The following is a 15,341-nucleotide window of genomic DNA, read 5'->3' as shown; positions in this document are numbered from 1 at the left end:
CGGTTTTACAGTTCCGGATTTTCTGATAGTGGTGCCCTTACCGGAACAGTGAAAGTGAAAGTACTGCCTTTGCCAGGCTCGCTCTCTACCCAAATCGTTCCATCATGCATTTTCACATATTCCTTAACGAGCATGAGCCCTAAGCCGGTACCGCCATAACTGCGTGATGCGGAACTGTCCACCTGGAAAAATGGCTCGAATATGCGCTCCCTTTCATTATCAGGTATCCCAATGCCAGTATCACTTACAGATATCTGCAGGTACTCTCCACAAGGTATTGCCTTTATAGTTACCAACCCACCATCCGGCGTGAACTTGATAGCGTTCTCAACAAGATTATAAAGGATGCTTTTGAATTTCTCGACATCTGCAGTTACTTCGGTCAGACAGCAGTCTATGTCCTTACGAAGTTCGATCCTTTTCCTGACAGCCAGCGAGTTCAGGGACGTATATGTATGCTCAACTGCAGAATGAATGCTCAGGCGGTCCAGCCTTATGCACATCCTGCCTGAATCAATATAGGATATATCCAGTATCTTATTGATTATATGCAGGAGCTGGCTGCCACTTCGATTTATGGTAGAGATATATTTTCTTTGCGTTTCACTTAAACCTTCAGATAACTCTTCAAGCAAGATATCCGAAAAACCAATCACCCCACTTAAGGGAGTTCTCAGTTCATGGCTCATGTTAGCCAGGAACTCACTCTTGCTGCGGTTAGCCTCTTCAGCAGCCATCCTTGCCAGCAACATTTGTTCTTCTGCCTTTTTGCGCTTGGTTATATCGACGTATGTGCCCACTGCCCTGTGTGGCACCCCGTTACCGTCCACTTTGAATGACCTGCTGCGCCCTGTCACCCATACCCACTCACCGGACTTAGACATCATCCGGTAGTCCATTTTGAAATACTGTAGGGCACGAAGGTGGGCCAGCAGGGAATTGAGCACAATGTCGCGCTCATCAGGATGCAGGAGACCAGCCCATGTTTCAAAGTTCATAGCAAGTTCATTAGGTTCATAACCCAGGATCGTGTACCACTTCGGACTGAAGTATGCCTTGTTGCTATCCATATCCCAATCCCAGAAACCATGCTCTGAGACTTCCATGGCCAACTTGAGCCGTTCCTCGCTTTCTTTGAGCGCATCCTCTGCATGTTTCCGGTCAGTGATATCCCGGGCAGCTGCATAGATCATATTATCCTTGGGCGAGGATTCCCATTCTATCCAGCGATATGACCCGTCAATGCACCTGAAACGGTTGACGAAACCGGATATCTCCTGCCCGTTCTGCAGGATAGTTAACATATGTGATGTTGTGTGCAGGTCATCCGGATGAACAAAATCCAGAATGATCTTCCCTTCCAGCTCTCCCATCCTTAGGCCAAGAACTCTCTCCCAGGCTTTGTTGAGGCGTACAAAGTGACCATCTATGCTGACTATACAGAAAAGGTCAAGAGCGTTGTCGAAATAATTGTTCAGCTCTTCTTTTTTCTGGGCAAGCTCTTTCTCGGCCCGGTCTCTGGACAGGCGCATCTTCTTCTTTAAAAGTGCTTCACGTACAGCAAAAGGGAGTCTTTTTGTATGTTCTTTGATGATGTAATCCGTAGCACCGGCTTTCATACAGGCTACAGCAGTCTCTTCATTCATGGAGCCGGTAAACACTATGAAAGGGATAATATCATCATGCTCCAGTGACAGCTTAAGTGCCTGCATGCCATCAAAGGATGGTAAGGAATAATCCGAAATGATAAGATCTGGATTGAAACTACCCAGGTTCTTTTTAAATTCGTCCTGCTTTTCCACTCTTATTGAAATGAAAGAAATTCCGTTTTTTATAAGTTCCCTTTCTGCAAGTTCCATGTCCGAGGGCATATCCTCAACGAACAATATGCGCAGCGGATTATTTTCGTCCATGGTTTTTCCTTTCATCTCTTGCCTGCGGGCAGCTGGTTCAAAAGCAGCCAGTATACACCTATGTCCCGGACCGCTTCGACAAACTTATCAAAGTCAACTGGCTTGACAATATAACTGTTCACTCCTAGGCGATAGCTTTCAACAATATCGTTCTCTTCTTTGGAAGATGTCAGCATGATTATGGGAATTGTCTTTGTGGAATCATGATCTTTCAAAACTTTCAGAACTTCCAGCCCATCCATCTTTGGCAACTTCAGGTCCAGAAGGACCATCTTCGGTACATTGGAGGCATCACGCCCGGAAAATTCCCCTCTCGCAAAGAAAAAATCAAGTGCCTGTTCACCATCTGTTACAACCACTACATTGTTTGCAATCTTGTTCTTCTTCAACGCCCTCAGGGCCAGTTCCGAGTCATTGGGATTGTCTTCCACAAGTAATATTTCCACTTCACCTTCGATCATCACTGTAATCCTCCTTTGCAGGTAATGAGAAATAGAATGTTGCTCCTTCGTTTACCTTGCCCTCTGCCCACACTGTTCCTCCATGACGGTGAACAATGCGCTGCGTGATAGCAAGTCCCACACCTGTTCCTTCGAACTCCTTTTCTGTATGCAAGCGCTGGAAAAGACCGAAGAGCTTATGCACATATTTAGGGTCGAATCCAACTCCCGTATCTTTCACGTAGTAAACGTTCCTTCCATTTTCCCTGTAGCCTCCAATGGATATCGCAGGCTCTTTCACGGGCATAGTATATTTGATGGCATTTGCAATGAGATTGCTCCAGACCTGCTTCATCAGGACAGGATCTCCACAGCCCTCCGGCATCTGACTTATACTGACATTGAATCTGGCTTCTATTTCCGGTGAAGTAAGCTCCCTGAAGACAGATCCAGCCATACCGGCCATATCTATAGTTATCAGGTTCATATCATTTCTGCTGACACGTGAAAGAGAGAGAAGGTCCGTAATAAGTTTATCCATTTTTTGCGCGTTATCCCTGACGACACTCAGCAGCCTGTTGCCTTCCTCGTCCAATTTGTCCGCATAATCTTCCAATATTATCCTGGAAAAGCCGTCAATGGCACGAAGAGGTGAACGAAGGTCATGGGATACGGAATATGCAAAGGCTTCAAGTTCCTTGTTTGCAGTCTCAAGCTGGAATGTTCGCTGCCTGACACTTTCTTCCAGATCGCAGCTGTGGCGCTTTATCTGCTCGTTCAGACGGGCCTGCTGAATAGCAACCGCAAGCTGAGCTGCTATCTCCCGGACAATCTCCAGATGCTCATCATTGAAAAAGTCGTCATCTTCCGCCAGCAGATTCAGGACACCCATGAGCTCACCCTCGAGTATGAGCGGTGCACTGATACCTGAATTAAAACATTCTTGCGATATGTGACCTGATATGGAAGAGAATACATCTTCGAATGCAAGCATGTCGTCAAATGAGATAATGTATCCTGAACGCAGTTCACTCAACTGCTTTTGCTGGAAAAGCCTAAAGCGCATACCTTCGGGAAAAGTTGCATCCATATCACCATCACTTGCAAATACATAAGCTTCTGTTGCATTATTTTCTAACAGCATCAAATGCACATTTGAGCATGCAATTATACGACGCATGCATTTCAGAACAGTGCATGCGATCTCCCGGGAGGAATGGGCACTGATGATACCCGTATCTATCCTGTGAAAGATGCTCAGGCGCTGGTTATACATTTTTAGCTTTTCATCTGCCCGTTTCCTGTCAGTTATATCAAGAGAGATACCGCCCAGATAAGACGAACCATATTTTCTGCTGATAACGAATTTATAGGAAAGAAATGTCTGTATGCTATCGTCCTGGGTTATTTCTTCCTCAACAACCAGAGTACCCTTGTTTTGCAGCACCAACTGGTCATTGACGGAGAATTGCTTCGCTACATCAGAAGGGAACAGGTCTTCATTGGATTTTCCCAATATATGAGGTATTTCCAACCCGACCCTTTCCCCCAATTTCTTATTGCAGAACAAATGCCTTCCGTTTTCATCTTTGATGTAGGCGTATCCAGGGAAATTGTCCATGAACAATCCGAATATCTCCTCGCTTTCCCTGAGTGCCTGCCGGGAGTTCTCCCGGTCGATCTGATAGTTCATCATGTTTCCAAGCAGCACTGTCACCAGAGGGTAAACAACTAAGACCGGAAGAATTATCCTGTTAAGGGTGTCAATTGCGAGCTGCCACGGAAGTATGAAAGTACATAGAAGCATTGTAATGTGGATAGTAAGACCAAAAGCATATAGTTCGAATTTCCCCAAAATGTGTTTAAGTCTTTCATGATAGCGGTTCCAAAAAAGGCCCAGCATCGACGATGTGATTATGACTGAAACTCCCATTAAGGCTCCGGTGCCTCCCTGATACAGCCGGAAAATTGCGGCAATAGACATGGCTATTATTGTCGGTACAAGGCCAAAGAATAGGCCGGTGATACCCAGGAGAATCGAGCGCGTGTCAAAGAACAGTCCGGGAAACAGCTCCCATGGGTTCACCATCAGTGCGATGCATATAAATCCAATGATGATCCCGACAAGCATTTTTTTCAAACGCGGGCTTATGCTGATATTGAGAAAAGTCGCTTCATATATCACCCAGAGTGCAAGAAGCAGCGCAGCATTGCTGATTATGCCTGCCAGAGGTTCATGGTTCACATGAATCTCCCCTGACATCCTGATAGTTCACAGATAGCGCATACATTTTTCTTCACTCCTCCCGACGTTTGCCTTACATAAGGTTGCTGAACATATCCCTTGGAAGGTTACCGGAAACAACGATCATAATTGCCAGAACAATAATACATGCATCACTTTCTAAATTAATATACTAATTATAGATAATATGAGTCATCGCATATAAAATTTGACATTAATCTTATCCAGTTGCTTCATGATGCTACAATAAAAAAGTGCGTATTTGTAAGACAGTTAGAAACTACAGACCTTCCAGAATGAGTGCTTTGGTGCAGGCCATTGCAAGCATGCTGTTGATGAACTTTTCAGCTTCTTCCGTGGTATCCACCATGCGCACGGCCACCCTGCCATCGCTATAGAATGTAATCTCCCTGTACCCGCTCTTCGCCATAACGACACCGAGCCCCTCACTATAGCGCCCCTGTAGGTACTTCGCAAGCATTGGAAGGTCCGGGCATTCATCCAGCTGCGCTATGACCCTGAGCTTCCATGGGTCTGCTATGCATGGCAGTACCTGTTCAACGGATATGACCCTCATAGTTCTACACCCTGTATTTCAAAAGATATTGAAACTAACCTGGATATATTTTGTGGTGCGGACAAGCAAAAACTAAATAAGGCAACCCGCAAACATAAGTTCACAATAGAAGCTGGATAACAGGGCGCCGAGGTGACAGAGTGGCCAATGTGACCGCCTGCAGAGCGGTTTTCCGGGAGTTCGAATCTTCCCCTCGGCACCATAATTTTCTAAGGATCCGCTTAACACCGATGAGGCTTTACTGATGGCATTGAGAGTCTATAATACACTTACCAGAGAGATGGAAGAGTTTGTCCCTCTCCACGGAAAAAAAGTAAATATGTACGTATGTGGCCCCACGGTGTACGACCACTGCCATCTGGGACATGCCAGGAGCTACATATCCTTTGATGTTATCAGGCGCTACTTATCCTATCGCGGCTACGATGTCCGTTACATATCAAACGTAACGGACGTGGATGACAAGATAATAAACAGGGCAAAAGAAACAGGCGAAGACCCTTTCTATCTTTCAGCGAGGTTTACCCGCTCCTTTATTGAGGACATGACAAGCCTGGGGGTAAAAAAGCCAGACGTGCAACCCACGGTAACAGGGCATATCACAGAGATAGTAGACGCCATTAAATTGCTGATACTCAGGGAGCTTGCTTATCCTACGCCCGAAGGCAACGTCTATTACGATCTCACAATGTCCAAGAAAAAGATAGGGATATTGAGCCACCAGACAGAGGAGGGTCTGATGGAGGGTTCCGGTGCCCGTATCGATGTGGAAAAAGATAAGAAGTATCCACTTGACTTCGTGCTCTGGAAATCCTCTGCAGAAAGCGAGCCGGGCTGGGACAGTCCCTGGGGCAGGGGAAGGCCGGGGTGGCACATCGAATGCTCGGCCATGTCCATGAAATACGGCTCAGAGCAGCTGGATATCCATGGAGGCGGGGCGGACCTCATATTCCCGCACCATGAGGCGGAGATACACCAGTCAGAGGGCTGCACCGGCAAGCATCCCTTCAGTAAGTACTGGCTGCACAACGGTTTTCTTACTATTGATAAGGAGAAGATGTCAAAGTCTGTGGGTAATTTCTTTACCATAAAGCAGGTGCTTGAGGAATTCCCGCCTGAGGTCATCAGGTTCTTCATACTCAATACCCACTACCGCAACACCATCGATTTCAGCAGGACCCATCTCGAAGAGGCAGGCCGGGCTTACGAAAGAATAGCAAACACGATCATCAATGTAAGATACGCTATTGAGAACACACCCGGAGGAGACACTGATTCCGGCCTTTCAGACGAGATCAGTAAGGCGAGGGATCAGTTCACCATATCAATGGATGAGGATTTCAATACACGGGAAGCGCTGGCAAATCTTTTCATTTTCTCCCGCAAGGTAAATGCCATCATATCCGGGAGCAGTCCTGGCAGACCTGCCCTGGAAGCAGTCCTTGGTTTCTTCTCTGAGATAGACGAAGTGCTTGGAGTTTTCGGAAAAGACATCAGCGGCGCACCTGAAGGAAAAACAGGAGGATTTTCAGATGAGCAGATAGATGCTATGATACTGAAGCGCGAAGAAGCCCGCATGGCTAAGGACTGGAAAAGGGCCGATACTATAAGGGATGAGCTGAAGGAGAAGGGCATCGTCATCGAGGATGGGAAGGAAGGCGTCAGGTGGAGGCGGGCCTAAAATATGGTCAGGATATACCAGGTCGATGCCTTTACAGACCGGGCTTTCTCAGGGAATCCTGCTGGAGTGTGCATACTTGAGGAGCCTGCGGATGAGAAATGGATGCAGGATATTGCCATGGAGATGTTACTGCCAGAAACTGCTTTTTTGTACCGGATAGAGGAGGGCTATAACCTGCGGTGGTTCGCGCCGGGTGCGGAGGTTGACCTGTGCGGACATGCGACCCTGGCAAGTGCTCATGTGTTATGGGAAAGGGAATATATTGGGAGGGATGAGACGGCAAGGTTCTTTACCAAAAGTGGAATACTCACAGCGACGCTCAGGGAAGAATGGATAGAACTTGATTTCCCGGCACTTATGGAAAATGAAGCTGGTGCACCTGAAGGGCTTATTGAGGCACTGGGTGTTGAACCAGTCTATGTTGGCAGGAACGTTTTCGATTACTTGATAGAAGTTGAGTCGGGGGACATTGTCAGGTCGATTAAACCAGATATGTCAGTTCTTGCAAAAACTACCTCCAGAGGCGTTATTGTCACATCTGCATCTGAAAGTGGGGATTATGATTTTGTTTCCAGGATGTTTGCACCTGCAATAGGCATTCCTGAAGATCCGGCCACAGGGTCAGCGCACTGCTGCCTGGGACCCTACTGGATGAAAAAACTTGGCAGGGACACATTTTACGCTCATCAGGCATCCGACAGGGAAGGATTCCTGAAAGTGCAGGTCAAAGGGGGCAGAGTGCTGCTTTCCGGAAAAGCTGTAACGGTGCTTGAAGGAAAAATTTTCGTCTGAAATGCTTGAGCGGGTACTTGCTAACAAGTGCTTTCAATGGTTATTCAAAAATGAGATTTTGTCGTTAGATATATGTACGTATGTACAAATATACATGGATAATGACCGAAGAAAAAGCCAGATTCTTCAAAGCGTTGGGAGACAGGACCAGATTAACGATTGTCGGATGCCTGCTAAAACATGACCACTGTGCCTGTGATTTTTCAGAGATCGCGGGGAAGGACCAGACAACTATATCACGGCATCTGAAGATACTTCTGGAAGCAGGTATCCTGCGCTATGAGAAGGATGGCAGATACGTAATTTACAGTATAAAGGATGAGATGATGAAAGAAACACTTGAGAAATGCGGGATAGAGAAAGTAGATTCATGCTGTCCCGGAAGCGTGATGGATGCAGATACGAAGAAACACGTCGTAAAGAAAAAGTACGGCAAGATAGCACTGGGCATGGTGCAGGGATGCGGCTGCTGCGATGACCTTAGCGGAGAGGAGATAGCAGGTTCGATTGGATATTCGAATGAGGACATCAGTTCTTTTTCGGATGCAAACCTGGGCCTGGGATGCGGGAATCCCACATCACTCGGGGGCATACACGAAGGCGAAGTCGTGCTTGACCTGGGTTCAGGTGCCGGTTTTGACAGTTTCCTGGCCGCAAGGAAAGTTGGGAAGACCGGAAAGGTCATCGGTGTGGATATGACCGCAGAGATGCTTGCAAAAGCCAGAGAGAATGCTGAAAAGTATGAGTTTGACAATGTGGAGTTCAGACAAGGAGATATCGAGGAACTACCTGTTGAATCAAGCTCCGTGGATGTAGTCATGAGCAATTGTGTCATCAACCTTGCACCCGACAAGTCCCGGGTCTTCAGGGAAGCCCACAGAGTATTGAAAGAAAATGGGAGGATGTATCTGTCAGATATAGTTCTCCTGAAGGACCTGACACCCGAAGAGAGGAGCGACGAGAAGCTCATATGTGCCTGCGTGGGCGGAGCCTTGCTGAAAGAGGATTATCTCAGGATCATAAGGGAGGCAGGTTTCACTATCAGGATAATAGATGCGGATAAGGACATCAGTAAAAGGCAGTACTCGGGATATCCGCTGGAAAGCCTGAAGCTTGAATTGAGGAAGAAATAAGCATCTGCAAGTAAAAATCGTATCAAATTGAGGTATTTATGACAAACAGCTGTTGTGGCACCGGGAAGGGAATAACCCTTAAACAGATTCCATTAACACCAAACTGTTGCAGCGGGGAAATACAGGATACTTCAAATGCGAGTGCTCCATGTCCCCTCTGCAAGACAAAAGGAAGGTATGTCGAGAATATCACAGTGAGGCATCTACTCAAAAAGGAAATGGAAGAGAAAGCAGGCCAAGAGGATTACTACCTGTGCATGAATGAAAAGTGCGACATAGCCTACTACAATGTCAAGACAGGCATTATTTTTTGGAAAACGGACATTACTGTACCTTTATGGTTCAAGGATGATGCCAATCCCAGATATGCATGTTACTGCAGCAAGATAACGCAAGAAGAGGTCATGCGAGCTGTAAGGGAACAGAAAATTACAGATCTAAATGCCATAAGGAAATATTATGATCCGGGTGTAAAGAGCCAGTGTAAAATAAAGAACCCTACTGGCAAGTGCTGTAGCCCCGTATTCAATGAGATCATTAAAAAAGCAAAGGACCTTGAAGGACACTGACCACTTGCTTCAATCAGGTGAATCCTTTCATGAGGGGTCCAGTAAGTTTTCCCCGATGAGTATCAATCGATATCCGTCTTTGAAACCTGCTTTAGTCTCTCAACACCATCGAGATCTTCGATAATATCGATTACAGCCGGGGGCACCAAGTGCTTCCACTCCTCATCAGCGATGATCCTCCTGCGTATCTCCCTTCCGGAATAACCATCCCTGTGATACATGGGCGGCTGGAGCACTTCTATCCCTGCTTCCTCAAAGAGCCTTATGACAAGAGGATTGTTGGAATAGACAAGATCAAAGGGCGGTGTCATAGAAGTTATATGCGAGACCCATACGGCATTTCTCTGCAGGTCCTCGATGGGAATAGCATAGTGAGTGATATCAGTATCTTTAAGAGCATGCCGGATCATCATCACGCGCTCACCGGCAGTAAAAGGGTTCTTAGGTTCATGGCTCTTCTGTGCACTACCAATGCCGATAACCAGTTCGTCCACATCCCGGGCTATACTGGTAATAACGGAATAGTGCCCAAGATGAAATGGTTGGAAGCGTCCTATATAGAACGCTCTTCTCATGTGCATTTGACAACCATCAGTGAATACCACATTCATCGAATGTGAACTCTTCACATACTTCCAGGTAGTGCTTCTTATTATTGTCGTGTTTCATCGTGGTAAGTTTCTTGATAAGATCCAGTCCGGGCTTGGGGTCTTCCATTATCTCTACCTTGTCCCTGATCATATCGAAATACTTCTCACCGACATCAGTGCGTATAAGCACACTGTTCCATCCGTCAGGAGTACCTACAGAACCTACTGAGATATCAGCGAAGTATGATGTATAGTCACAGCAGTGATGGCATGGGTTCCTTGCATGCGGAGCAACCTGTGCGATCTTCACACTGTGTGCCTCGCCGTCTTTTGTATAGTTCCAGAACTGACCTTTGCCGAAGTCCATCTTGACGACATCTTCCGCTTTAAGCCCCATGATTTCCGGAAGTATCTTTTCCTTCATGACATCATGGTAGAAACTTTCCATGCACAGCAGGCCAATAATAACAACTATTTTGTCATTTACGTTCTCAGATATCAGACGAGCTGCATGTACCTGGCAGGGAACGCCTATAACAGCTATCCGGTCGTACTTCTCGAATGGTTCTTTCAGAGCTGACAGCACAGAGTCATAGGTATATTTTGTACCTGTTGTCCTGTCAACATCTTCGGGCTTTGTCATCAGGATCAGTTCTGTATTCCACCCGTCATCGCTGGCGATACCAACGATACATTCAACCTCACCACTCTCAAGCAAAGCTTTTGCAAGAGTGGAAGTTACACCGCCGTCCTGGCCTTTTATATTGCTCTTTGCTCCGAAGAATGACCTTACGTTTGCAAATTCATCTTCCATAAATCCGTCAATGACAGGGCATATCCTTGCGCATGTAAGACATCCCTCACATACACCAGGCGCTGCACCTTTGACGTACAGTTCTAAATTATCAGGGTCACGGATCTCCGCCCTTTTTTCCACGATGATAGCACCGGCGGGGCAGACCGATGCGCATGCCCCGCAAGCTGTGCAGACGTCGTGTTCAATGACCTCTAATATTTTGGGATGGGCCATTAATTGCCTCCGACGTGTTATTTTTTCCCGATTATTTCTTTACCGATGAGCTTGATAGCCTTCTCTTTGTCAGGTCCGATTGGGGAACCGGCAACTATCTGTGTCACACCGATGTCAAGCAGGTCATTGATCCTTGCCTTACAGTCAGCCGGAGTTCCACAGATAGAGAACGCATCAATCATTTCGGTAGTGACCATTCCGCCCATGAGTGAGCCGAAATCGCCCTTTGCAATTGCAGCACCAATGTCTGCCTTTGCTGCTACATCAATGCCGTGGCGCTCAAGCACCATGTCAGGTGAACCTGCAACTATGAATGCGACAACGACCTTTGCTGCGTTGACTGCCTTCTCAGGTTTCTCATCGATTGAGAAGCATGCATATGCTGCAACATCTACTTCCTTGGGGTCGCGTCCTGCTTTCTTTGCACCTGATGCGATCTGTTGCACAGCTACTTCAAAGTCTTTTGGGTGGGATGCATTGATCAGTACACCATCAGCAACTTCTCCGGCAAGTTCGAGCATTTTTGGGCCCTGTGCACCCATATATATAGGAATGCTGCCAGCCTTGAATGCCATCTTTGCACCGCTGATCTTGACCATTTCGCCATCCTGGTTTACCTTCTTCCCTGTGAAGAAAGCGCGGATAGCGGAGATGCTTTCCTTTGTCATTGTCAGTGGCTTGTCCCATGAGATTCCCATGGCATCAAAAGTTGCCTTGTCTCCAGGACCGAGACCAAGAATTGCACGGCCACCTGATATCTCGTTGATTGAAGCGATGCTTGATGCTGTTACAGCAGCGTTCCTTGTGTACGGATTGGTCACACCGGTACCCAGCTTGATGCTGTTGGTGTTCATTGCAAGAACAGCTAAAGTGGAGTACACATCACGGTTGTTGTAGTGGTCAGTGATCCATACATTGTCAAATCCCTGTGTTTCAGCAAGCTTTGCATAATGAGCGATCTTGAGAACCGGGTCGCTCGGTACAAACTCTATTCCAAATGTCATTTGAATCCTCCTGTAAAAGTGTTGTTATTCAGGTGGCTATACATATTTAAAACTTTGTTGGTTTGATTCGCCATCAAAGAAGGATGTCACAGGGAACATTGGTAAACTACGGAGCAACAGCACATTGATATCACAGAAGTACTAGTCCTAAAAATATAGAAAAGAATCCATAAAAAACAATACTCCAGTATTGTCCAGAGTTGCAAAACAACATCACCGATACAGATATATTGAGGAAGTTCCAGATGATTTGCCAGCTAAGATAAATAGGGAGGTGGAGGTTCGGGAAGCCATCACATCAGAAAGAGACATTAATAGCATTCAGGCCTTTTATATGGACCTGTCCTTGAAAATGGTAGTAAGTATGCGTGATTATAATCAGTAAGAAGTGTTAGCATGAAATGTTATGAGTGTTCCAAAAATGGGAAAACCAGCGATACTGTGGCCATCTGCATAGTTTGCGGGCGAGGAGTATGTAAACAACATCTGGTAAGGGAAGATTCTCCTGTATTGGAAGGAGAATACAGCATTAAGCTGAAGTGCGGAATGGGAGTAGAATGTAAGTACGAGGATGTACAGCATATTAAGAAAATACTATGCATACCTTGCCATGAAGCCCTGAAAGAGAACTATTAGGTGATATCATGATGAAATGTTATGATTGCATGGATGCGGAAAAGGACATTGAAGCTGCTTGTGTCTGCATAGTCTGCGGTAAAGGCCTCTGCGTGGACCATGCAAAGGAACTTGAATTGCCGGTATCAATTGGAAAACCACCTCATGTTCAAAGGCTTCCCAAAGGACTTCCCCGGCTCATGTGCAGTTACTGCCTGGGTCATACAATAGAAGAGGGTTTTGACTGAACGTTCATTACTAATACAAAGGAGATAGAGATATGTGCGGAGATAGAAATATGTGTGGAGATAAAAATCCAAACGAAGACAGAAAAATGTGCGGGGAAGGAAAAAGACGCGATGGTTTACTTGGGGATATGTCAGATAAGCTGGGATTCACACCTCACATACTGGAAACCCTTGATGAGCTTGAGCCGGAGTTCCTGCACAAGTACAACATGTGCAACAGCAAATTGCTCCAGGATGGTGCACTTCCTGCCAAAACAAAGATCCTGATGGCACTTGCAGTGGTCGCTTCAAAGCAGTGTGAGGCCTGTGTGGCGGCGCAGATGAAGAGCGCGCTCAACAACGGAGCAACCAAGGATGAGATCATGGAAGTCATGGATGTGATTTTCATAACCTCAGGTGCACCGGCTGTTGCAGCCTGCAGGCATGCATTGAAGATGCTAAGATGAAAGCTTCGAGGGGATCATAAAGATCCTCTTCAATTTAATTATTGTTCATGGGTCATTCATAATAACTTAACTATAGATCAGGTGCTCTTGTAAAAATGGAGTGTTCATCATCAGATACATCATTATTTTTATTGTCGCTGCAATAAGTTTCTGGCTTGCTGAAAAGGTGATTGACGATAACAGGATAGCTCCCCGGGAAACTGTGAGAGAGCAACATATGTTCACCCCGCCTGACAACACATCTTATCCGTTGACTGTTGACGCGACTCTCAATTATATGTCAGCACCTCAGAAACTCATAGACCACTTGTTTGGAGAAGGGATCCATGAAGTACCGGTAATAGCCATGGGGAAGGCATCCGGCAGAATCCATGACCCGGAAAAACCTTTTGAATCCCAGGAGCAGGCTCCCGGATTCATGGCTTCTGCGGCATTGAAGGTCCTGGCAGCGTTGACAATGACCCTGACAATTATAGGCTCATATAAAAAACAATGAAAAGGAGGATATAGTAGTGCCGGCAAAAGTAGATAAAAGCAAGTGTGAAGGCATCGGAGCATGTGTTCAGGCATGCCCGACAGATGTAATAGAGATTCAGAAAGACAATAACGGGGACATGAAGTCCGTTATTGCAAGACCTGAAGATTGTGTGGAATGTGGTATCTGTGTGGATGCCTGCCCCACAGAATCAATAACCATTGAATAAACAAGGAGGTTGGAGTGCCATTGTCTGAAGGTTCAGCTATCCGGCTACTGGGTATATCTGGCAGCCCCAGGAAGAAAGCCACTGATTTTATTGTGAATGAAGCCTTGCGATATGCACAGGAGAAGTTCGGCGCAGAGACGGAGTATTTCTCTGCCAGCGGGAAGGATATGAAATTCTGCATCCACTGTGACTACTGTGTGCGTACTAAGCAGGGCTGCATCCACAAAGATGATCTTGTGGAGCTGTATGATAGAATGATCTGGGCTGATGCCTGGATAATCGGCACTCCTGTTTACCAGGGCACGCTCAGCGCCCAGACAAAGACCATACTGGACAGGTGCAGGGCTGTGGTTGCACGCGACCCAAAAGTATTCCTGAACAAGGTTGGTGCTGCAGCTGCAGTGGGCGGTGACAGGATAGGAGGCCAGGAACCTGCAATCCGGTCCATACATGATTTTTATGTTATCAGCGAAATGATACCTGTGGGTGGAGGGTCCTTCGGTTCCAACCTTGGCGGAACTTTCTGGTCAAAGGACAAGGGAGCAGAAGGAGTGTCTGAAGACCCTGACGGTCTCAGGAGCCTTCGCAGGACAATGAAGAAGCTGATCGAGACAGCTCAGCTAATCAAAAAGATACAACAGGAGTAAGTATCTTGAAATTCCAGGCAAATATAAGTGAAATAATCCAGCGCAGCGCAAATGTAAAGAGCTTCAGGTTCAAAAGACCTGATGATTTTGACTACAAAGCCGGGCAGTACATTGTAGTAACATTGGATTTCAATGGGAAGAGCGTCAGCAAGCCTTTCAGCTTATCCAGCAGCCCGACAGAAAAGGACCACCTGGAATTCACAAAGAAACTTACCGGCCACGAATTCTCAAATGCACTGGATTCCATGGAGACCGGATACCCTTTCAATATCAGTGGTCCCTTCGGAAAAATGAGTTACGAAGGAGAGTATGGAAAGATAGTCTTGCTTAGCGGTGGAATAGGCATAGCACCCATGAGAAGTATCTGCAGGTACTGTACTGACCTGAAACTGGATACGGATGTAGTGCTGATCTGTAGTGACAGGACTGAGGAGGATATGGTATTCTGGAAAGAGTTATCAGAAATGGTCCGGCAGAATCCTCACCTTACCGTATTCCAGACCCTGACCAGAGCCTCCGAAAGCTGGACAGGATGCAGGGAGAGGATCAATGAGAACCTGATACGAAAGGAGGCCCCTGACTATGCGGCAAGGGAATTCTACATTTGCGGACCTCCATCCATGGTGGATTCCATGACGGAAATGCTACGCTCCATGAGTATCCCGGATATGAGGGTCAAGAAGGAATCACTTATAGGATACTGACAT

18 protein-coding genes and 1 tRNA gene are annotated in these 15,341 nt (G+C 46.4%); 12 read left to right on the top strand and 7 right to left on the bottom strand.

Annotation, left to right across the window (positions count from 1 at the left end; translation table 11 throughout):
- Positions 1-5 precede the first annotated feature (5 nt).
- From QZZ22_RS04595 to QZZ22_RS04580, 4 genes are all read right to left on the bottom strand, one after another.
- Positions 6-1,928, bottom strand: coding sequence for a PAS domain-containing protein (locus tag QZZ22_RS04595; RefSeq protein WP_292463064.1), 1,923 nt, complete (start codon positions 1,926-1,928; stop codon positions 6-8).
- A complete protein-coding gene (locus QZZ22_RS04590) occupies positions 1,925-2,374 on the bottom strand; it encodes a response regulator (protein WP_292463063.1) in 450 nt (149 codons plus the stop codon). The genes QZZ22_RS04595 and QZZ22_RS04590 overlap by 4 nt, the downstream gene beginning before the upstream one ends.
- A complete protein-coding gene (locus QZZ22_RS04585; RefSeq protein ID WP_292463062.1) occupies positions 2,361-4,598 on the bottom strand; it encodes a LytS/YhcK type 5TM receptor domain-containing protein in 2,238 nt (745 codons plus the stop codon). Before QZZ22_RS04585 ends, QZZ22_RS04590 begins: the two co-directional genes overlap by 14 nt.
- Before the next feature lie 280 nt (positions 4,599-4,878).
- Positions 4,879-5,175, bottom strand: coding sequence for a hypothetical protein (locus tag QZZ22_RS04580; RefSeq protein ID WP_292463061.1), 297 nt, complete (start codon positions 5,173-5,175; stop codon positions 4,879-4,881).
- A 126-nt stretch (positions 5,176-5,301) separates the two neighbouring features.
- Here QZZ22_RS04580 and QZZ22_RS04575 point away from each other — a divergent pair.
- The 5 genes from QZZ22_RS04575 (at position 5,302) to QZZ22_RS04555 (ending at position 9,350) form a co-directional block, all read left to right on the top strand.
- Positions 5,302-5,377, top strand: a tRNA-Cys gene (locus QZZ22_RS04575).
- A gap of 42 nt (positions 5,378-5,419) precedes the next feature.
- Positions 5,420-6,856: a cysteine--tRNA ligase gene (cysS, locus tag QZZ22_RS04570; protein ID WP_292463060.1), complete on the top strand. Its 1,437-nt coding sequence runs from the start codon at positions 5,420-5,422 to the stop codon at positions 6,854-6,856.
- A gap of 3 nt (positions 6,857-6,859) precedes the next feature.
- Positions 6,860-7,648 carry a PhzF family phenazine biosynthesis protein gene (locus QZZ22_RS04565; RefSeq protein ID WP_292463059.1) on the top strand — a complete coding sequence of 263 codons (789 nt, stop codon included), beginning with the start codon at positions 6,860-6,862 and terminating at the stop codon, positions 7,646-7,648.
- 101 nt (positions 7,649-7,749) lie between these two features.
- Entirely contained in the window at positions 7,750-8,781 is a 1,032-nt protein-coding gene (gene arsM, locus QZZ22_RS04560) for an arsenite methyltransferase (protein ID WP_292463057.1), read from the top strand.
- A 38-nt stretch (positions 8,782-8,819) separates the two neighbouring features.
- Positions 8,820-9,350 carry a (2Fe-2S)-binding protein gene (locus tag QZZ22_RS04555; protein ID WP_292463056.1) on the top strand — a complete coding sequence of 177 codons (531 nt, stop codon included), beginning with the start codon at positions 8,820-8,822 and terminating at the stop codon, positions 9,348-9,350.
- Between the two features lie 62 nt (positions 9,351-9,412).
- Here QZZ22_RS04555 and QZZ22_RS04550 read toward each other — a convergent pair whose 3' ends face one another.
- The 3 genes from QZZ22_RS04550 to mer are packed head-to-tail and all read right to left on the bottom strand — an operon-like array spanning position 9,413 to position 11,974.
- Complete coding sequence (locus QZZ22_RS04550; protein WP_292463054.1) at positions 9,413-9,931, bottom strand: nicotinamide-nucleotide adenylyltransferase; 519 nt, start codon at positions 9,929-9,931, stop codon at positions 9,413-9,415.
- A 10-nt stretch (positions 9,932-9,941) separates the two neighbouring features.
- Entirely contained in the window at positions 9,942-10,970 is a 1,029-nt protein-coding gene (gene fpoF / locus QZZ22_RS04545) for a F420H2 dehydrogenase subunit FpoF (RefSeq protein ID WP_292463052.1), read from the bottom strand.
- A 17-nt stretch (positions 10,971-10,987) separates the two neighbouring features.
- Positions 10,988-11,974 carry a 5,10-methylenetetrahydromethanopterin reductase gene (gene mer / locus QZZ22_RS04540; protein WP_292463050.1) on the bottom strand — a complete coding sequence of 329 codons (987 nt, stop codon included), beginning with the start codon at positions 11,972-11,974 and terminating at the stop codon, positions 10,988-10,990.
- 396 nt (positions 11,975-12,370) lie between these two features.
- Between mer and QZZ22_RS04535 the strand changes: the two genes are divergently transcribed.
- The 7 genes from QZZ22_RS04535 to QZZ22_RS04505 all read left to right on the top strand — a co-directional run bounded on the left by QZZ22_RS04535 (position 12,371) and on the right by QZZ22_RS04505 (position 15,338).
- Positions 12,371-12,610: a DUF2180 family protein gene (locus QZZ22_RS04535; RefSeq protein WP_292463049.1), complete on the top strand. Its 240-nt coding sequence runs from the start codon at positions 12,371-12,373 to the stop codon at positions 12,608-12,610.
- An 8-nt stretch (positions 12,611-12,618) separates the two neighbouring features.
- Positions 12,619-12,837 carry a DUF2180 family protein gene (locus tag QZZ22_RS04530; protein WP_292463048.1) on the top strand — a complete coding sequence of 73 codons (219 nt, stop codon included), beginning with the start codon at positions 12,619-12,621 and terminating at the stop codon, positions 12,835-12,837.
- A gap of 86 nt (positions 12,838-12,923) precedes the next feature.
- Positions 12,924-13,283: a carboxymuconolactone decarboxylase family protein gene (locus tag QZZ22_RS04525; protein ID WP_292463178.1), complete on the top strand. Its 360-nt coding sequence runs from the start codon at positions 12,924-12,926 to the stop codon at positions 13,281-13,283.
- A gap of 100 nt (positions 13,284-13,383) precedes the next feature.
- A complete protein-coding gene (locus QZZ22_RS04520; RefSeq protein ID WP_292463047.1) occupies positions 13,384-13,779 on the top strand; it encodes a hypothetical protein in 396 nt (131 codons plus the stop codon).
- Positions 13,780-13,795: 16 nt separating this feature from the next.
- Positions 13,796-13,987 carry a 4Fe-4S binding protein gene (locus QZZ22_RS04515; RefSeq protein WP_292463046.1) on the top strand — a complete coding sequence of 64 codons (192 nt, stop codon included), beginning with the start codon at positions 13,796-13,798 and terminating at the stop codon, positions 13,985-13,987.
- Between the two features lie 14 nt (positions 13,988-14,001).
- On the top strand, positions 14,002-14,634 hold the full coding sequence (locus tag QZZ22_RS04510) for a flavodoxin family protein (RefSeq protein ID WP_292463045.1): 633 nt from the start codon (positions 14,002-14,004) through the stop codon (positions 14,632-14,634).
- A 5-nt stretch (positions 14,635-14,639) separates the two neighbouring features.
- Positions 14,640-15,338, top strand: a complete 699-nt coding sequence (locus tag QZZ22_RS04505; protein ID WP_292463043.1) for an FAD-binding oxidoreductase — start codon at positions 14,640-14,642, stop codon at positions 15,336-15,338.
- Positions 15,339-15,341: the final 3 nt, after the last annotated feature.

It is taken from the genome of Methanolobus sp. (assembly GCF_016278365.1).
GTDB lineage: Archaea > Halobacteriota > Methanosarcinia > Methanosarcinales > Methanosarcinaceae > Methanolobus.
The sequence above is the reverse complement of the archived record's forward strand: the minus strand, read 5'-3'. Positions and strand labels throughout refer to the sequence as shown.